Source organism: Pedobacter anseongensis, from assembly GCF_037482965.1.
In the GTDB taxonomy this organism is placed as follows: Bacteria; Bacteroidota; Bacteroidia; order Sphingobacteriales; family Sphingobacteriaceae; genus Pedobacter; species Pedobacter anseongensis.
In genome coordinates this window covers 19,849-39,239 of sequence record NZ_JBBHKB010000001.1, presented here as the reverse complement: position 1 = coordinate 39,239, position 19,391 = coordinate 19,849, and the positions used below count along the sequence as shown (strand labels likewise).

The window sequence follows — 19,391 nt, the reverse complement described above, 5'->3', positions numbered from 1 at the left end:
TAAAAAACCAACAAACGAACAACGAAATAAATGATTTTGCAAGATATTTTATATGGTGTAGCAATTAAAAGCATTGTCGGAAAACCCGACAGTGTGGTTGATGCAATAACTTTCGATTCGAGAGAAATTGTTTCAAACACTTTGTTTATTGCCATTAAAGGTACGCAAACAGATGGTCACCACTATATCGCTCAAACTATAGAAGCTGGTGCAAAAGTAATTGTTTGTGAAGTGATGCCCATCGATACACCAGATCAAGTTACTTTTGTTCAGGTAGACCATTCGGCCATCGCGCTTGGAGTAATTGCAAGTAATTTTTACGATAATCCATCTGCAAACATCAAATTAATCGGAATTACGGGTACAAATGGGAAAACCACCATTGCCACCTTGCTTTTTCAACTTTTTAGAAAGTTAAGTTTTAACGTTGGCTTAATTTCTACGGTTCAAAATCAAATTAACGAAGAAATTATTCCTGCAACACATACTACGCCTAATCCGATTGCTTTAAATTTACTTTTAAAACAAATGGTTGATGCAGGCTGTGAATATTGCTTTATGGAAGTAAGTTCTCACGCTGTAGTGCAACATCGCATTTCGGGCTTGGTTTTTACAGGCGGGGTGTTCTCGAATATTACACACGACCATTTAGATTTCCATCATACGTTCGAAAATTATTTAAAGGCGAAGAAAGAATTTTTCGACACACTTCCTAAATCGGCCTTTGCCTTAACCAATATCGATGATAAAAATGGATTGGTAATGTTGCAAAATACCAATGCATATAAAAAAACCTATGCGCTTAAACAAATGGCCGATTTTAATGCCAAGATAATCGAGAATAAGTTTAGCGGTTTAAATTTAACTATCGAGCAAATCGATGTATTCTTTAAAATGGTGGGCTCATTTAATGCCTATAATTTATTGGCAGCGTATGCTACGGCTATCCTTTTAGAACAAGATAAATTAAAAGTACTTACCATTTTAAGTGGTTTAACAGGTGCCGAAGGCAGGTTTGATTATACCGTTTCAAAAAATGGTATAATTGGTATTGTAGATTATGCCCACACCCCCGATGCCGTACAGAATGTGCTAAGTACCATAGCAAACATTAGAAAAGGTAACGAACAGGTGATCACCATTATTGGCTGTGGTGGCGATAGAGATCGTAGTAAACGACCGATTATGGCCAAAGTTGCTTGCGATTGGAGCGATAAAGTAATTTTAACGTCCGACAACCCCAGAACAGAAGACCCGAAGGCAATTATTGAAGAGATGGAAAAGGGCATTTCGCCAACTAATCAGCGCAAAACCATTTCAATTTTAGACCGTAAAGAAGCGATAAAAACGGCTTGTCACGTTGCAAGACCGGGAGACATCATTCTTGTAGCCGGTAAAGGACACGAGAAATATCAAGAAATAAATAAGGTGCGTTATCATTTTGATGATAAAGAAGTGTTGATCGATCAATTAAACTTAATAAGCTAATGTTATACTTATTATTTGAATATCTACAAAAGCATTACGATTTTCCGGGATTAAGGTTGTTCCAATACCTTACCTTCCGGGCTTCGCTATCGATCATATTATCGCTATTTATCACCACCGTTTACGGTCGTCGCATTATCGATTATCTACATCGCAAACAAGTAGGTGAAACGGTTAGAAACTTAGGTTTAGAGGGTCAGATGCAAAAGCAAGGTACGCCAACCATGGGTGGGATTATGATTTTGCTAGGCATACTTATTCCAACGCTACTTTTCGCAAACATTGCCAATATCTATGTGATTCTAATGATCGTTACTACCGTATGGATGGGGGCTATTGGTTTTGTGGATGACTATATTAAGGTTTTTAAGAAAAATAAGGAAGGTTTAGCCGGGCGTTTTAAAGTAGTTGGACAAGTTGGTTTAGCCATTATAGTCGGCCTAACGATGTTTTATCACCCGAACATTGTAGTTCGTCAAACGGTTGATGAGACCGCCATTTCGCAAAGTGCAGCGCCAATGGTTTTGCGCAAAAAGGGCGAAAGCTATTATTATACCCAAGATGTAAAGTCGACCGTAACCAATGTGCCTTTCTATAAAAATAATGAGTTTGATTACGCAAAGGTGCTTAAGTTTTTGGGTAGGGATTATAAAAAATACGCTTTAATTGTATTCCTGTTTTTTGTAATCACTATCGTAACGGCCGTTTCGAATGGTGCAAATTTAACCGATGGTATAGATGGTTTGGCCACGGGAACTTCGGCAATCATTGGAATTACGTTAGGTATTTTAGCCTATGTTTCGGGAAATACGGTAATTGCCGATTACCTCAACATCATGTATATTCCTAATTCGGGGGAGCTTATCATCTTTGCAGGAGCCTTTGTAGGTGCTTGTGTGGGTTTTTTATGGTACAATTCTTATCCGGCTCAAATTTTCATGGGCGATACCGGGAGTTTAACCATCGGCGGTATTATTGCTGTTTTTGCCATTATGATTCGTAAAGAATTATTGATACCTATTTTGTGCGGAGTATTTCTAATCGAAGTGTTATCGGTTACCCTGCAGGTTTCTTATTTTAAATACACGAAGAAGCGCTTCGGCGAAGGCAGAAGAATCTTCTTGATGTCGCCATTACATCATCACTATCAGAAAAAGGGATATCATGAATCTAAAATTGTAATCCGTTTCTGGATTATCGGAATCATGTTGGCTGTTATCACGTTTGTAACCTTAAAACTGCGCTAATGGAAAAGAAACGTATAGTTATTTTGGGAGCAGGCGAAAGTGGTGTTGGTGCAGCAATGTTAGCTAAGAAGCAGGGCTTTGATGTATTTGTGTCTGATTTCGGTCCAATTGCCGATCGTTATAAAAGCAAACTTGAAGAATTAGAGGTGTTGTTCGAAGAGAAACAGCATACTGATGATTGGATTTTAAATGCCAACGAGGTGATAAAAAGTCCGGGTATACCCAACACAGCACCCATTGTTAAAGCCCTTGCCAAACAAAAGATTTCGGTTATTTCTGAGATTGAATTTGCGAAACGCTATACGTCTGCAAAAACAATATGCATTACAGGGTCGAATGGTAAATCGACCACTACACTCTTAACGTATCATATTTTAAAGAACGCCGGTGTTCGCGTTGGATTGGGAGGTAACATCGGACAAAGTTTTGCTGCTCAAGTAGCCTCCGAAGAAGCATTTGATTGGTATGTTTTAGAAATTTCGAGTTTTATGCTCGATGATATGTTCGAATTTAAAGCAGATGTATCGGTCCTATTAAACATTACGCCCGACCATCTAGACCGCTATGAATATAAATTCGAAAAGTATGCGGACTCAAAGATGCGGATTATTCAAAATCAGACAGAGAACGATGTATTTGTTTATTGTGCTGATGATGAACAAACTCAAAAAATACTTAAAAAGATAACGCTCAAACCAAAACAATATCCATTTTCTATTCGTAAAAAAATAGAAGTGGGCGCCTATTTAAATGGCGATACGCTACATATCAATACTAACCCACAAGAACCATTAACTATGTCAATTTCAGAATTAGCCCTACAAGGAAAGCACAACATTTATAACTCTATGGCTTCGGGCATAGTGGCAAAAGTATTAGAGTTGCGCAATGAAACCATTCGTGAAAGCATGGGGAACTTCAAAAATATCGAGCATCGATTAGAGTTTGTAGCTAAAATTTCGGATGTAACCTACATTAACGATTCGAAAGCAACCAATGTAAACTCTACGTGGTACGCCTTAGAAAGTGTAGGAAACGATGTGGTATTAATTTTGGGCGGGGTTGATAAAGGAAACGATTATGGGATGCTTAAAGATTTAGTACGTAGTAAAGTAAGGGCCATTGTGTGCCTTGGTAAAGATAATAAACGTATTCATGAAGCTTTTGAAGACGATGTAGAGGTTATTGTAAACACTTTTTCGGCGCACGAAGCCGTGCAAGTTGCCTATCATTTAGCGAAGAAAGGAAATACGGTATTGTTGTCTCCAGCCTGTGCGAGTTTCGACTTGTTTAAAAACTATGAGGATAGAGGAAATCAGTTTAAAGCGGCAGTTAAAGAATTATAAGTCATGTTTAGTATTAACGCACTTTTAGAACGAACAAAAGGAGATCGCTGGATTTGGTTGATCATCATTATTCTTTCTATGATTTCGATCATGGCAGTTTATAGTGCAACAGGAACATTGGCCTATAAGCGAGGTGAAACAGTTGAAAGATTATTGCTTACCAAGCACATCATTTTTGTGCTATTGGGCATTTTTATGATTTACATCTCGCATTTACTCGATTACAAGTACTATGCTGGTATTTCTAAAGTGCTGATGATCATTACGATCCCTTTATTGGTTTATACGTTAATTTTTGGAGCTAATTTGAATGAAGCATCCCGTTGGGTTAAAATACCATTAATTGGATTAACTTTTCAAACTTCGGATTTAGCGAAATTGGCGCTGATTACGTTCCTAGCAAGAATGTTAACCAAAAAGCAAGAAAATATTAAAGATGTAAAAAATTCATTTGTTCCCATTATGGGCTCCGTGGTTATTGTTTTTGGATTAATCGCCAAAGCGAATTTATCTACTGGGTTAATGCTTTTTGGGGTAAGTATTTTGTTGCTAATTGTTGGAAGAGTGAGTATCAAGCAAATTTCTATTGTTTGCGCTGGGGGCGTGGTGATGATGTTCTTTTTATTTCTAACTACAGAACGAGCCGGGACTTGGAAATCGAGGGTCGATACGTTTATGAATCCAGAAAATCAACATTCAGATAAAACTTATCAATCTGATCATTCTAAAATAGCGCTAGCAACTGGGGGCGTATTTGGTAAGGGACCCGGAAATAGTACCGAAAGAAACTATCTGCCACATCCATATTCTGATTTTATTTTTGCCATAATAATTGAGGAGTATGGAACCATTGGCGGAGTGTTCGTGATGATGTTATACTTGGTTTTACTTTATCGATGCGTACGAATCGTTACACGAAGTCCAAAAGCCTTTGGTGCCTTATTGGCTGCTGGACTTAGCTTCAGTTTAACCATTCAAGCGTTTGCAAATATGGCAGTAGCTGTGGGGCTCGGACCGGTAACTGGTGTGCCTTTGCCCTTGGTAAGCATGGGGGGTACATCGATGATTTTTACCAGTATAGCTTTCGGGATTATTTTGAGTGTGAGTAAAGATGTGGAAGAACAGAGTACAAAGAAAGAAAAGGTAATTGTTGGTGAAATTCCGGCAATGGCATAAAACACTAACCGTCATCGGATGACGGAGGAGTTAAAAATTTAGCCGTCATCCGATGACGGAGAAGAAACAAAATAAAAAATGAATAATTTCCCAAGAATTATCATATCAGGTGGTGGCACTGGCGGGCATATTTTTCCCGCTATTGCTATTGCTAATGCCTTAAAGAGATTGGTTCCGAACTGCGAGCTACTTTTTGTTGGGGCAGAGGGGCGCATGGAGATGGAAAAAGTTCCAGCTGCCGGATATAAGATAGTGGGGTTAAATATAAGTGGAATACAAAGAGGTTCGATTCTTAAAAATTTGGGATTGCCTTTTAAGCTAATTTCGAGTGTGGGTAAAGCGATGAAATTAATAGACACCTTTAAGCCAAATGCCGTTGTAGGTGTAGGAGGCTATGCTTCTGGCCCATTATTGTATGCCGCATCTTTGAAAGGAATACCTTACTTAATTCAAGAACAAAACTCCTATGCCGGGGTAACAAATAAGTGGCTTGGAAAAAAAGCAGCTAAAATATGCGTTGCTTTTGATGATATGGATCAATTTTTTCCCGCTGCTGCACTTCTTAAAACAGGAAACCCGGTACGAGAGGATGTGGTTAATATTAAAGATAAGCATCATGCAGGAGCAGAACTTTTAAGTATAGATCCATTAAAGAAAACAATTTTAGTTACTGGTGGTAGTTTAGGTGCAGGATCGTTAAATAAAAGTATAGAAAAACATCTACAAGAGTTTATCGATCTAGATGTTCAGGTAATTTGGCAAACAGGAAAATTCTATTATAAAGGGATTATGGAGCGATTGGGCCCAAATGTTCATCCCAATATAAGAGTATTGGAGTTTTTAAATAAAATGGATTTAGCTTATGCTGCGGCAGATTTGATTATTTCGAGAGCGGGTGCAGGAACGATTGCTGAGCTTTGCTTAATTAAAAAGCCAGTTATATTGGTTCCATCTCCAAACGTTGCCGAAGATCATCAAACGAAAAATGCAATGGCATTAGTTAAAAACGACGCAGCAATATTAATTAACGATCGCTCGGCTGAAGATACGCTGGTACAAGAAGCCTTAAAATTATTAGTAAATACAGCGCGCTGTAAAGTGCTTAGTGAAAATATTGGTAAAATGGCATTGCAAGATGCCGATATTATGATAGCAGAAGAAGTATTAAAATTGGTTAAAAGTTAGAAGTATAAAGTATCAAGAAAGGGAGCAAGGAGCAAACAGCAAGGGATGTAACCCAGCTTTGCAGACTTAGCAGACTTTGCAGTTAAAAAAAAAGAAAAAATGGAATTAAGCAAAATTAACAGAGTGTATTTTATCGGTATTGGTGGTATCGGAATGAGTGCGCTTGCCCGTTATTTTGTGAAGCGTGGGTGCGTAGTATGTGGTTACGATAAAACAAGAACCACTTTAACTATCTCATTAGAGAACGAGGGGATTTTAATATCTTATTTGGATGATGAATCGGTGGTTCCGGTTTGTTTTATGGAAAATCATCCAGATACACTCGTTGTTTATACGCCCGCAATCCCTAAAAATGCTCAGATTTTAAATCATTTTAAAGAAAATGGTTTTAGTTTAAAGAAACGATCAGAGGTTTTAGGTATTATAAGTAGAGGGATGTTTTGTATTGCGGTAGCGGGCACGCATGGCAAAACAACCACCTCATCAATGGTGGCGCATATTTTAACCGATACCGGTTTTGGCTGCACCGCTTTTTTGGGAGGAATAACGAGCAATTATAATTCAAACGTACTCTTCGGCAAAAACAACGTGGTGGTTGTGGAAGCCGATGAGTACGACCGCTCGTTCTTAACCTTACATCCCGATGTAGCAGTAATTACCTCTATGGATGCCGATCATTTAGATATTTATGGCGATGAGTTCCACTTGCACGAGTCGTTTCATTTATTTGCCGATCAGCTAAAAGAAGAAGGTAAGCTATTTATAAAAGATGGATTGCCAATTTATGGGATAACCTATAGCGCTTCGAAAGATTCGCAGCTGAAAGCCACTAACATTCGTGTAGAAAATGGCAATTTTGTGTTCGATTTTGAAGACGGATATACTACCATTAAGGGCCTTAGCTTAGCTATGGCAGGTAAGCATAATGTAGAAAATGCAATTGCAGCTATTGGTGTAGCCCTTAGCTTGGGCATCAATCCTAAAAGCATAAAGGCAGCAATAGCAAACTTTAAAGGCGTAAAGCGGAGGTTTGAAAAAATAGTAAATAATGAGCAGCATATCTATATCGACGATTATGCACATCACCCCGAAGAGTTAAAAGCCTGTTTCGATGCAGTTAGGCAATTGTATCCTACTAAAAAAATGACGGTCATCTTTCAACCCCATCTTTTTAGCAGAACAAGAGACTTTGCCGATGAATTTGCAAAAGTATTGAGCACAGCTGATGAACTTATTTTACTCGATATCTACCCAGCACGAGAATTGCCAATTGAGGGCGTAACGAGTAGGTGGTTGATGGATAAAATGAGTTTGGAACACGTAACATTATGTGGAAAAGAATCTGTTTTAGAACACATTAAAAGTAAAAATCCTGAACTACTTTTGACAGTAGGCGCTGGAGACATCGATACACTTGTTGAACCTTTAAAAAACCTATTAAGTTATGCTTAAGCGAATAAACTGGAAAGCGATAGGGAAAGGATGTGCATGGGCGATTTGCCTTAGCGGAATAATTGTGCTGATGAGCTTCATCGAAATAAAGAAGCAAGAGGTAAAATGCACCAATGTTAAAATCATAATCCCAGGTGCCGATAATTTTATCGAAAGAGAAGAAATTGATGCTATTTTGGAGCAAAATCAGGGTAATTTGGTAGGGAAATCACTAGAAGATATTAATACCCACGAAATAGAAGCTGCGTTAAAATCCAACCCATATATTGCCTATGCTAAGGTATATGCCGACATGGATGGCGTAATTAACATTTTAGTTAAGCAAAGACAACCTGTATTAAGGATTATTAATGCAGGTGGACAAGACTATTATATTGATAGAGATGGATTAAAAATGCCGATGTCGCCCAATTTCACAGCAAATGTATTGGTGGCTACAGGTAATATTTTTGAAGGTTTTTCGGGTAGAATAGATACCTTAATTAGTCCCTTAGTTGCCGATTTATATAAAACTGCATTGTTCTTAAAACAAGATACCTTATGGGATTCACAGATTGAGCAAATCTTCGTAAACGGTAAAAATGATATCGAGTTGATACCAAGGGTAGGTAACCAACGTATTATATTAGGTAATGCGGATTCATTAGCTGTTAAAATGAGTAATCTGTTGGCGTTTTATAAGCAAGCCATGCCACAAGTAGGGTGGGATGCCTATAAAACCATTAATGTAAAATATATCAATCAAATTGTGTGCGAAAAAAATGCGTATGATTCTACCGCAGTAAAGAAACATGTGGTGATAGATAGCGCATTAGTGGTTAAACAGCTGATTGATTCGGCGGTTAAAACTACGATAAAGGAAGAGGTTAAAACAGCAGCGGTGGTTAAAATTGATGCGGAAAAAACTACGGTGAAAAAAGTAATACCGCCATCGCCTACCCCAAAAGAGAGTAAATCAGCAGTTACTGATAAATCAGCAGTTACTAGTAAACCGATAGTTGCTGGCGAACCTAAAAAGACAGCAACCAAAGAAGTAACCACAAAAGAAAGAAAAGATTCAACTACGCCGTCAACGCTTTACAAACCGCCAGCAAAACCTGCGCCAGAAAAAGCGAAAACTCCTGTAGTTAAGAAAGAAAAAACAGATACAAAGAACCCGAAATGATTAAAATAATCAAAGGCTCCATCTAAACGGTGAAGCAAAATAATTTACCAGATGAACAACAATAAATAAACTCAACAAAAGAATAAAGTTATGGGCAAAGAAAAATCTACCATTCAATCTCCAATTGTAGTAGGATTAGATATCGGTACTACAAAAATTTGTGTTATTGTTGGCCGCAGAACACAACACGATAAAATTGAAGTATTGGGCATTGGAAAAGCAGAATCGGCAGGTGTAACACGTGGTGTGGTTTCTAACATCCAAAAAACCGTACAAGGTATTGCATCAGCAGTAGAATTGGCAAGCGCACAGTCGAATGTAGAAATTCGTGTGGTAAACGTAGGAATCGCTGGTCAACACATTAAAAGCTTGCAACATCGTGGAATTTTAACGCGACGGGAGTTAAACAATGAAATCAGTAAAAAAGATATCGATAAATTGGTAGACGATATGTTTAAATTGGTGATGCCTCCAGGAGAAGAAATTATCCATGTTCTGCCTCAAGAATTTACTATCGATAACGAGCCTGGAATTAAGGATCCGATCGGTATGGCCGGCGTTCGTTTGGAAGCAAATTTTCATATCATCTCCGGTCAGGTTACTGCCGTAAAAAATATTATGCGATGCGTAACCAATGCAGGTTTACAAACACAGGAACTTATTTTAGAGCCCCTGGCCTCGTCTGAATCGGTGTTGAGCGATGAAGAAAAGGAAGCAGGTGTTTGCCTAGTAGATATTGGTGGTGGTACCACAGATATTGCGATCTTCCACGAAGGCATTATTCGCCACACCGCAGTAATCCCATTTGGTGGAAATAGCGTTACAGAAGACATTAGAGAAGGTTGTTCGGTAATGCGTAACCAGGCAGAATTATTAAAAACACGCTTCGGTTCAGCGCTTGCCGAAGAAAATAAAGAGAACGAAATTATTTGTGTGCCAGGATTACGTGGTAGAGAACCTAAGGAAATCTCGGTAAAAAACTTAGCTTATGTAATCCAAGCCCGTATGGAAGAGATAGTTGAGCATGTTTACTATGAGATTAAATCTTCAGGCTATGAGAAAAAGTTGATCGGCGGTGTAGTAATTACCGGTGGTGGAGCGTTATTAAAGCACCTGAACCAATTGGTTGAGTATGTTACTGGTTTAGATTGTAGGGTGGGTTATCCGAACGAGCATTTGTCGAAATACGAAGATATGCCTAAAACCATATACGACGATTTAAAAAGTCCGATGTATGCAACCAGTATTGGTTTATTAATTAAAGGAATACAAAAAGCAGAAGAATTACTTGAAGAAATGAAACAACCTGGGGTGTTTGTAGAAAAACCGCTCGACTCTAAAAAACCGAAAAGTAGCGCTGGTTTGTTTGATAAATTGTTAGGAAAGGCTAAAATATTCATCAACGATGATATGGATGTGAGTGATGAAGACTATATAAAACCGTAATATTTTTCCACAAAAGATGATTTTTCCACATTATTAACACTTGTGGAAAACGCCTGTTAAAAAAGTGTTAATATTACAAGTAGAGATGAACAGAAAATATAATTTTTAAATCCCTGATTCATAACAATATGAAGTTCGAAATGTTAAAAGATAAGTCGTCTATCATCAAAGTTATTGGTGTTGGAGGCGGTGGAGGTAATGCGGTAAACCATATGTACCGTCAAGGTATTACGGGCGTAGACTTTATTATTTGTAATACGGATGCGCAAGCATTAGAGTTTAGTCCAATCCCAAATAAAGTACAGTTAGGCTCTAGCTTAACCGAAGGGATGGGAGCGGGCTCTATACCCGAAGTTGGTAAAAATTCAGCGATAGAAAACATCGACGATATTAAAGCCATGTTGGGCAACACCACTAAAATGCTCTTTATTACTGCAGGCATGGGTGGTGGCACGGGTACAGGCGCAAGTCCGATTATCGCAAAAGCTGCAAAAGAAATGGACATTTTAACCGTCGCCATTATTACTACTCCTTTTGCTTTTGAAGGTAAACGTCGTAAAATGCAGGCCGATGACGGGATGGATGAACTTAAAAAGTACGTAGATTCTTATCTTGTTATTTCGAACGACAGGTTAAGGGAGATCTTTGGTAACTTAACTCTAGGTTCAGCATTTGCTCAAGCCGACGATATTTTAACTACAGCCGCTAAGGGAATTGCGGAAATCATTACGGTACCAGGTTACATAAACGTTGATTTTAAAGATGTACGTACGGTAATGAAAGATAGTGGCGTATCCATTATGGGTAGTTACTCAGCTGAGGGCGAAAATCGTGCATTGGCTGCTGTAGAAGGTGCATTGGCATCACCACTACTAAAAGATAATGAAATAGAAGGAGCAAGATATATTTTATTGAATATTAGTTCAGGTTTACGTGAAGTAACCATGGATGAAGTAACCATCATTACCGATTTTATTCAAGAAAAAGCTGGTTTATCTGCCGATTTAATTTGGGGTAATTGTATTGATGAAAGTCTTGAAGACAAATTATCTGTTACCATAATTGCTACAGGTTTCCAAACCACAGAACAAAGAGCAAAAGATAAAGAAAACGTTAAAAAGATTTCGCTTTTAACGCCAGACGAGGCTCCTTTAGTTAGGCCAATTGAGCCAGTTAATTCATTTATTGAAGCGAAACCTGAACCTGTGAGTTACGAGCCTGTATTAAAAGTGCAGGAAGAAACTAAGCAGCCTGATTTGTTTGGCGATTTGTTTAACCCCACTACTGTTGTTCATCAATTGGCAAATGAAGAAGTTCAAGTTAATGAAGAACAACAAGAAGGAGGATTAGATCCGATAGCAGTTGGGTTTGAGGTAAAAGTTTCGGAAACTGATTTCGTATTTGAAACCCCAGTAGCAACTTTTGATTTTGAAGAAGAGGTAGTCGCTCCCGAACCTAAAGCTGAACTAGAAGTTTCTGGCGCCGACGATGATAAAAACGACGAATCGATCGAAGATCAATTAAAGAAATCGAAAGAACGTATTTTAAGGCTTAAAGATTTGAGCATGAAATTACGAACCACGAATGGATTACAAGAGTTAGAAAATGAGCCAGCTTACAAACGCAAGCAAATGCAATTGCAACAAATTCAACATTCATCTGAATCGCAAGTTTCTCGATTTACCTTAAGCAATGATGAAGATGGAGCAACTGAAATTAGACCCAATAACTCTTTTTTACATGATAACGTTGATTAAAAAGGGAAATAGATAAGATAATTGCCTTAGTAATGAAGATTGCTAAGGCTTTTTTATAGAAGTAGTTTTTTAAATTTAATTGATATTGTCAAATACGTATATGCCTTGCTAAATACGTATTTTAAGCGTAAATTTGCAGAAAAAGTAACATTAAAAAATATAGCATTGGATATTTTCGATAAATTAACAAAACGAATGGGGCCAATTGGAGAGCATTTCAAATGGTCTCATGGATATTTCTCTTTTCCAAAATTAGAAGGGGAGATAGCACCACATATGAATTTTAGAGGTAAAGAGCATTTGGTTTGGAGTTTAAATAATTATTTAGGCTTAGCAAACCATCCAGAGGTTAGAAAAGCAGACGAACAAGGAGCTGCAGATTTTGGTATGGCTTATCCTATGGGTGCCCGTATGATGTCGGGAAATTCTAAATATCATGAACAATTAGAGCAAGAATTAGCTGCATTTGTAGGTAAGGAAGATGCATTTGTATTGAACTACGGTTATCAGGGCATGGTTTCTATTATCGATGCTTTGGTAGATCGGAATGATGTAGTGGTATACGATGGTGAATCGCATGCCTGCATTATTGATGGTTTGCGTTTGCACATGGGTAAACGTTTTGTATATAAGCATAATAATATTGATGATTGCAAAAAGCAATTAGAAAGAGCTACTAAATTGGTTGCTCAAACTGGAGGTGGTATTTTAGTAATCACCGAAGGCGTATTCGGTATGTCAGGCGCTCAAGGTAAATTAAAAGAGATTATTGACTTAAAAAAAGACTTTAGTTTCAGGTTACTGATTGATGATGCACATGGATTTGGTACCATGGGCCCAACTGGTGCAGGTACTCATGAAGCTCAAAATTGCATCGACGGTGTTGATGTTTATTTTGCAACATTTGCCAAGTCGATGGCTGGTATTGGTGGCTTTGTAGCATCAACGGTAGATTTAACGAATTACTTTAGATATAACTTACGTTCTCAAACCTATGCAAAGGCATTGCCAATGCCAATGGTAATTGGGTTGTTGAAACGGTTAGCGTTGCTAAAAAATAATCCAGAGCTGAGAGAAAAGCTTTGGTTAATTGCAACAACCTTACAAAAGGGCCTTCGTGCACGTGGTTTTGATTTAGGTGTAACAGACACAGTGGTTACCCCAGTATTCCTAAAGGGAGAACTTTTTGAAGCAACAGCGTTAACCATGGATTTACGTGAGAATTACGGCATCTTCTGTTCTATTGTGGTTTATCCGGTAATTCCAAAAGGAATGATTGAGTTGAGACTAATTCCAACTGCTGCACATTCTTTAGAGGATGTAGAAAGAACACTTGATGCGTTTAGCGAAGTGGCTGAAAAGTTGAAAATTGGGCAGTATGCACAAGCTAAAATACCAACAACAGTATAAATAATAAAAAACGCCCTCAGTATACACTAGAGGGCGTTTTTGTTTTAAATATAGTCTTAAATAGCTGAAAATCAGTCCTTAATACTTATTTTTTCGTTATCTACTTGTTTATAAACCCCTTAAATGTGGAAAAAAACAGGGATTCAAGCTGTTTTTTATTGTTGCAAAAATTTTTTTATTAAAATAAACATCTTACTTTAGTATTAGAGTATTAATCAAAACCTTAAAAAAAACTAAAAAGGAGTAATTTAAAAATGAAAAAATTTAACGACGTAAAAGCGCTAGTTGCAGCTTTAGAAGCTGATGCAGACAAATTCTACAACAAGGCTAACAGCGCAGCTGGAACTCGTGTACGTAAAGGTATGCAAGATTTAAAAAACTTGGCTCAAGCCATTCGTTTAGAAATTCAAGAAACTAAAAACAAAGGATAATTAAACCTTGTTTTAAAAAGCGATTTGCCTGCTTACAGGCATAAAAAAAGCGCCCTTTACCAAGGCGCATTTTTTTTATTTTAAACTTAAGAAGTCTTTAAGGATTAGTTTAAACCAGCATTGCCAATTGTTCAGATAAGGCGGTATTGAGCGCTTCTGAAGCCTTAACTAAAGGTAGACGAACCACGTCGTTGCAAATGCCTAATTGCTTTAATGCAGCTTTAACTCCTGCCGGGTTACCCTCTGCAAACATCAGTTTTGTAATTTCAAGTAAGCTTAAATGCGCAGGTAATGCTGCGGCATAATCACCTTTTAAACATAAATTAATCATAGTTGATAATTGTTTTGGTAATGCATTCCCAATAACCGAAATTACGCCAACCGCACCAATTGAAATCATAGGTAACGCGATAGGATCATCGCCAGAAATTAACAGAAAATCTTCTGGTTTATCCCTCATGATCTGATTAAACTGATCGAAACTTCCAGAAGCCTCCTTTGTACCAATAATGTTTTTAAAATCGTTCGCCAATCTGCAGGTGGTTTCAGCGCTCATGTTGCTTCCCGTTCTGCCAGGTACATTATATAATAGCAAAGGCAATTCGCTTAATTCGCTTAAATATTTATAATGTTGATATATCCCCTCTTGAGTAGGTTTGCTATAATATGGGCTTACCGATAAAATTGCACTATACTGGTTGCTGTTAAAATTCTTAATCTGCTCACCAATTACTCGCGTATCGTTGCCGCCAATGCCAGCTACAAGCGGTAGTCGGCCATTATTAATTTCAGCCGTAAATTCCCATACCTTCTTCTTCTCGTCCTTGCTCAATGTGGCCGTTTCGCCTGTTGTACCTAGGGATACAAGGTAATCTATACCTCCATCAACCAAGTGATTAATCAGATTTTTTAAACCTGGATAATCTACCGTTCCGTCTGTGTTAAAAGGTGTAACTAATGCTACACCCGTACCGTGAAATTTATTCATTGCTTATTAATATTCATGTAAAAGTAAGTAAATATTGGCAAAATATCGCTTTAAACCATCTAAAGCAATATTTACTTCTAATTACTTCAAATTTTTAGCATTTCCAACAACTCATCCTCGCTAATTAAAGGGATATTAAGTTTAGTTGCTTTATCTAATTTAGAAGGTCCCATGTTATCTCCGGCCACTAAAAAATCAAGTTTTGCAGAAATTCCACTTAAAATTTTACCCCCGTTTTCTTCAATTAAGGATTTGAGTTCCTCTCTGCTATGTTTTTCGAATGTACCAGAGATGACGAACGATTTTCCCACCAATGTATCGCTCTGTAATACCACTTCAGTTTCTACCACTTCAAACTGTAATCCAGCCAGTTTTAAGAGTTCAATTTGTTTTAAATGTTCTGGTTTTGCGAAATACTCTTGAATGCTTTCAGCGATCCGTATGCCGATTTCGTCGATCGCTGTAAGCTGTTCGACGGTTGCTTGTGCTAAGTTATCGATGTTTTTAACTCCTCTAGCCAGTTTTTTGGCTACTGTTTCGCCCACATAGCGAATGCCTAAACCAAAAAGAAGCTTCTCAAAAGGCATTTTTTTAGAATCTTCGATGCCTTTCAGCATATTTTCAATTGATTTCTCCCCGAAACGCTCAATCTTCTTTAATTCTTCTGCTTTAGCTTGTAATTCATATAAATCGCTGATATGCGCAACCAATCCTCTTTGATAAAAAGCTTCAATCGTTTCATCACCTAATCCATCAATGTTCATCGCTTTTCGACCAATAAAATGCTGAATTTTACCCACAATTTGTGGTGCGCAGCCCTCATCATTCGGACAGTAAAAAGCAACTTCGCCCTCTTTTCTAATTAAAGGAGTGTTACAAATGGGGCATTTCGTTACATATTTTATGGGAACCGGATTTGCACCTCTTAATGCTTCATTAACTCGTATAATCTTCGGGATAATTTCTCCTCCTTTTTCTACAAAAACGGTATCATGTTCGCACAAGCCTAAACGCTCAATTTCATCAGCATTGTGTAAGGTTGCACGTTTAACTGTGGTACCCGCTAATAAAACAGGCTTCAAGTTTGCAACAGGTGTAACGGCTCCGGTTCTACCTACTTGGTAAGTAACCTTTTCTAAAACCGTTTGAACTTCGGCTGCTTTATATTTATACGAAATGGCCCATCGTGGGGATTTAGCAGTAAAGCCCAATTCTTGTTGCTGAGCATAGGTATTTACTTTAATTACAATCCCATCAATGTCATAGCTTAATTTAAAGCGTCGTTCTTCCCAATGGGCAATAAAAGCAAATACATCATTAATGTCGTTACTTAATTTTGTATGCTCGCAGACATTAAAGCCCCAATTTTTAACTGCTTGTAAACTTTCCCAATGGGTTGCAAATAATTGCTTCTCGCTATATAAACCATATAAAAAACAATCTAGTGGGCGCTTAGCAACCTCTTTTGAGTCTTGCATTTTTACCGTACCCGATGCAAAGTTTCGTGGGTTAGCATACGGTACTTCTCCTAATTCTTCACGTTCTCTATTTAGTCGCTCGAAAGCTGCCCTGTGCATAAAAACCTCTCCTCTGATTTCAAAAAGCTGAGGGATGCCTTCGCCTTTAACCTGATGAGGAATGGTGTGTATCGTTTTAATATTGTTGGTTACCTCATCACCTTGTGTACCATCACCACGGGTAACCGCTCTTATTAATTTGCCGTTTTCATAGGTTAAGCTGATTGATAAGCCATCGAATTTAAGCTCGCAAACGTATTCGAAATCTTCTCCAATTGCTTTTTTAACACGTTCATCGAAATCTCTTAAATCTTGCTCATTATAGGTATTTCCTAAAGAAAGCATAGGCCATTTATGCTTTACCGTGGTAAAATTTTTGGTAATATCGCCACCAACTTTTTGAGTAGGAGAGTTGGGGTCTGCAAACTCAGGATATTCTTTTTCGAGTTGAGCAAGCTTTTCTAGTTTTTGGTCAAATTCGTAATCAGCAATGGTAGGCATCGCTAGCACGTAATAATTATACGTATGCTGGTTTAATTCGTTAACCAATGCATCAATCTGGTCTTTTACGGTAAAAATGGACATGAAACAAAGATAATTGTTTGTTGAAATGTTAAACTGCTAAATTGTTAAATTGTTAAATTGATTCGTGCAAACTAAATTGGACATCGTGTTCACTTTACAAATTGATGCTCAATCTTCTCAAAAATCTCCATGTAATCTAGCTCTAATTCCTCCTTATAAAACGCAAGCTTTTCAGTTAAAAGTAAAACCGTTTTCTCATCAAAAGGATGGGCCCATATTCGCATGCAAATTCGCTGTAAAGCGTAGCTAATGTTCTCAATTTTCTGATAACTTAATAAGTACCTGCTCGATTTAAAGCCATTAAAGAATTTAAAAAAATGATCGGTATCTGTTGCTCCACATTTTTTTAAAAATGAACTCAATTTATCATCATCAACCCTGTTTAAATGATGATAAAAGGAGTTGATATCTATTTTTTCATTTATCACCAATAGATGATCCAAAAGTAATTCGACCCCAATATGTGCTAAAAAGGAGGGACGTACTGGACTATCTTCTAAAATAGGCACAATAACGTGTTTAAGTTGTGCGGTATGTCTATTAAAGAAATCAGACGAATGAAACAACATATCTACTTCCAAATGCCTTTTCCAGCCTATCAAGAAAGAAATTAGTTTCTTATCGGTTAAGAAAAATTCTTCATTTTTTTGAGGATGGAAGTTCCAGTCCTTATGCGCATTTTTAACCAAATCGGGTAATACCGTCCCAATAATTCGATTGTGGTCTTGGTTTTTGCGCTCAAAATAATAGTGGGAAAGGAAGTTCATGTTTGTAAATATAGTCCGAAAAGTCGGGAAGTCCGAAAGTCGGAGGATAAATTGGCTAGATAATTCACAGACTTCCGGTTTAAAAACTTTCAGACTAAACTATTATCTTTGCCAACCTAAATTAAGAACTTATGAAGAACTTTGTAGAAGAATTACGTTGGAGAGGGATGTTGCACGATATTATGCCCAATACGGAAGAGAAGTTAAAAGAGGGCATGACATCAGGATATATTGGCTTCGACCCAACTGCCGATTCTTTACATATTGGTCACCTCACTCAAATTATGACCTTGATTCACTTCCAAAATGCAGGGCATAAACCTTTTGCATTGGTGGGAGGAGCTACAGGTATGGTGGGCGATCCTTCTGGTAAGTCCGACGAGCGAAATCTTCAAACAGAAGATATGGTGGCGCATAATTTAGCAGGAATGAAAACTCAATTGGCAAAATTTTTAACTTTTGATGATGCTGGTAATGGTGCGGTAATGGTTAACAATGCCGATTGGTTTAAAAACATGAATTTTCTAGATTTTATTCGTGATGTAGGAAAACACATTACGGTAAACTATATGATGGCTAAGGATAGTGTGAAGAAGCGTTTAGATGGCGATACGGGAATGTCATTTACAGAATTTAGTTATCAATTGGTTCAAGGGTATGATTTCTACTATTTGTGGAAACATTATAATTGCATGGTGCAAATGGGCGGTTCCGATCAATGGGGAAATATTGTAACCGGTACCGAATTAATTAGAAGGAAAGATGCAGGTACGGCCTATGCTATCACTACCCAGCTGATCAAAAAAGCTGATGGTACGAAGTTTGGTAAGACCGAAAGTGGTGCAGTTTGGCTTAACGCCGATAAGACCTCACCCTATAAATATTATCAATTTTGGTTAAACGCATCAGATGATGATGTGAAGAAGTGGATTCGAATTTTCACGTTGAAAACGCAAGACGAGATCGAAAATCTAGAAAGGGAACACGATACGGCACCTCATCTACGCATTTTACAAAAGGCGTTAGCTGAAGATATCACCATTAGAACACATTCTCAAGAAGCCCTAGATACTGCAATTAAAACGTCTGAGTTTTTGTTTGGGAATGGAGCCTTAGAATTTTTGCAAACCTTAGATGCGAAAAGTGTATTCGAGATTTTTGAAGGTGTTCCACAGTTTACCATCGCTAAGTCGGAGTTAGCTATTGGTATTGATATCGCCACGCTCTTAGCAGAAAAAACTTCGGTATTCCCCTCAAAAGGAGAGGTGAAGAAGACTATACAAGGTGGAGGATTAAGCATCAATAAGACCAAAGTAGCCGAGATGATGGCTACCTTTTCTGATGCTGATTTAATTAATGACCAATTCATTATTGTGCAAAAAGGAAAGAAAAATTATTTTTTAATCATTGCAGAATAATTCACTAGGGGGA

Annotated in this window: 16 protein-coding genes; 12 read left to right on the top strand and 4 right to left on the bottom strand. The window is 37.7% G+C overall.

Annotation, left to right across the window (positions count from 1 at the left end):
- Positions 1 to 30: 30 nt before the first annotated feature.
- The 3 genes from WG904_RS00145 to murD are packed head-to-tail and all read left to right on the top strand — an operon-like array spanning position 31 to position 4,081.
- Positions 31 to 1,488 carry a UDP-N-acetylmuramoyl-L-alanyl-D-glutamate--2,6-diaminopimelate ligase gene (locus WG904_RS00145; RefSeq protein ID WP_339577271.1) on the top strand — a complete coding sequence of 486 codons (1,458 nt, stop codon included), beginning with the start codon at positions 31 to 33 and terminating at the stop codon, positions 1,486 to 1,488.
- On the top strand, positions 1,488 to 2,735 hold the full coding sequence (gene mraY, locus WG904_RS00140; RefSeq protein WP_339577270.1) for a phospho-N-acetylmuramoyl-pentapeptide-transferase: 1,248 nt from the start codon (positions 1,488 to 1,490) through the stop codon (positions 2,733 to 2,735). Before WG904_RS00145 ends, mraY begins: the two co-directional genes overlap by 1 nt.
- Complete coding sequence (gene murD, locus WG904_RS00135; protein WP_339577269.1) at positions 2,735 to 4,081, top strand: UDP-N-acetylmuramoyl-L-alanine--D-glutamate ligase; 1,347 nt, start codon at positions 2,735 to 2,737, stop codon at positions 4,079 to 4,081. The genes mraY and murD overlap by 1 nt, the downstream gene beginning before the upstream one ends.
- On the opposite strand, the gene WG904_RS19595 is transcribed toward murD, so the two are convergent.
- Positions 4,051 to 4,146, bottom strand: a complete 96-nt coding sequence (locus WG904_RS19595; RefSeq protein WP_431844400.1) for a hypothetical protein — start codon at positions 4,144 to 4,146, stop codon at positions 4,051 to 4,053. The two genes, murD and WG904_RS19595, sit on opposite strands and share 31 nt — an antisense overlap.
- Between WG904_RS19595 and WG904_RS00130 the strand changes: the two genes are divergently transcribed.
- The 8 genes from WG904_RS00130 (at position 4,139) to WG904_RS00095 (ending at position 14,103) form a co-directional block, all read left to right on the top strand.
- Positions 4,139 to 5,257, top strand: a complete 1,119-nt coding sequence (locus WG904_RS00130) for an FtsW/RodA/SpoVE family cell cycle protein (protein WP_431844399.1) — start codon at positions 4,139 to 4,141, stop codon at positions 5,255 to 5,257. The genes WG904_RS19595 and WG904_RS00130 overlap by 8 nt on opposite strands.
- 78 nt (positions 5,258 to 5,335) lie before the next feature.
- The gene (gene murG, locus WG904_RS00125; protein WP_339577267.1) at positions 5,336 to 6,442 is read left to right on the top strand and encodes an undecaprenyldiphospho-muramoylpentapeptide beta-N-acetylglucosaminyltransferase; all 1,107 of its coding nucleotides are present in this window, start codon (positions 5,336 to 5,338) and stop codon (positions 6,440 to 6,442) included.
- Positions 6,443 to 6,541: 99 nt separating this feature from the next.
- On the top strand, positions 6,542 to 7,894 hold the full coding sequence (murC, locus tag WG904_RS00120; RefSeq protein ID WP_339577266.1) for a UDP-N-acetylmuramate--L-alanine ligase: 1,353 nt from the start codon (positions 6,542 to 6,544) through the stop codon (positions 7,892 to 7,894).
- The gene (locus WG904_RS00115; protein ID WP_339577265.1) at positions 7,887 to 9,059 is read left to right on the top strand and encodes a cell division protein FtsQ/DivIB; all 1,173 of its coding nucleotides are present in this window, start codon (positions 7,887 to 7,889) and stop codon (positions 9,057 to 9,059) included. The genes murC and WG904_RS00115 overlap by 8 nt, the downstream gene beginning before the upstream one ends.
- A gap of 90 nt (positions 9,060 to 9,149) precedes the next feature.
- Positions 9,150 to 10,505: a cell division protein FtsA gene (gene ftsA, locus WG904_RS00110; RefSeq protein ID WP_339577264.1), complete on the top strand. Its 1,356-nt coding sequence runs from the start codon at positions 9,150 to 9,152 to the stop codon at positions 10,503 to 10,505.
- A gap of 128 nt (positions 10,506 to 10,633) precedes the next feature.
- On the top strand, positions 10,634 to 12,262 hold the full coding sequence (gene ftsZ, locus WG904_RS00105; RefSeq protein ID WP_339577263.1) for a cell division protein FtsZ: 1,629 nt from the start codon (positions 10,634 to 10,636) through the stop codon (positions 12,260 to 12,262).
- A 165-nt stretch (positions 12,263 to 12,427) separates the two neighbouring features.
- Positions 12,428 to 13,672, top strand: coding sequence for an aminotransferase class I/II-fold pyridoxal phosphate-dependent enzyme (locus WG904_RS00100; protein WP_339578599.1), 1,245 nt, complete (start codon positions 12,428 to 12,430; stop codon positions 13,670 to 13,672).
- Positions 13,673 to 13,926: 254 nt separating this feature from the next.
- Positions 13,927 to 14,103, top strand: coding sequence for a histone H1 (locus tag WG904_RS00095; RefSeq protein ID WP_339577262.1), 177 nt, complete (start codon positions 13,927 to 13,929; stop codon positions 14,101 to 14,103).
- A gap of 109 nt (positions 14,104 to 14,212) precedes the next feature.
- Here the strand turns inward: WG904_RS00095 and dapA are convergent, their stop codons facing one another.
- From dapA to WG904_RS00080, 3 genes are all read right to left on the bottom strand, one after another.
- Positions 14,213 to 15,091, bottom strand: a complete 879-nt coding sequence (gene dapA / locus WG904_RS00090; protein WP_339577261.1) for a 4-hydroxy-tetrahydrodipicolinate synthase — start codon at positions 15,089 to 15,091, stop codon at positions 14,213 to 14,215.
- An 86-nt stretch (positions 15,092 to 15,177) separates the two neighbouring features.
- The gene (ligA, locus tag WG904_RS00085) at positions 15,178 to 17,193 is read right to left on the bottom strand and encodes an NAD-dependent DNA ligase LigA (RefSeq protein WP_339577260.1); all 2,016 of its coding nucleotides are present in this window, start codon (positions 17,191 to 17,193) and stop codon (positions 15,178 to 15,180) included.
- Between the two features lie 89 nt (positions 17,194 to 17,282).
- Entirely contained in the window at positions 17,283 to 17,960 is a 678-nt protein-coding gene (locus WG904_RS00080; protein WP_339577259.1) for an ACP phosphodiesterase, read from the bottom strand.
- Positions 17,961 to 18,091: 131 nt separating this feature from the next.
- Between WG904_RS00080 and tyrS the strand changes: the two genes are divergently transcribed.
- Positions 18,092 to 19,378, top strand: a complete 1,287-nt coding sequence (tyrS, locus tag WG904_RS00075; protein ID WP_339577258.1) for a tyrosine--tRNA ligase — start codon at positions 18,092 to 18,094, stop codon at positions 19,376 to 19,378.
- Positions 19,379 to 19,391: the final 13 nt, after the last annotated feature.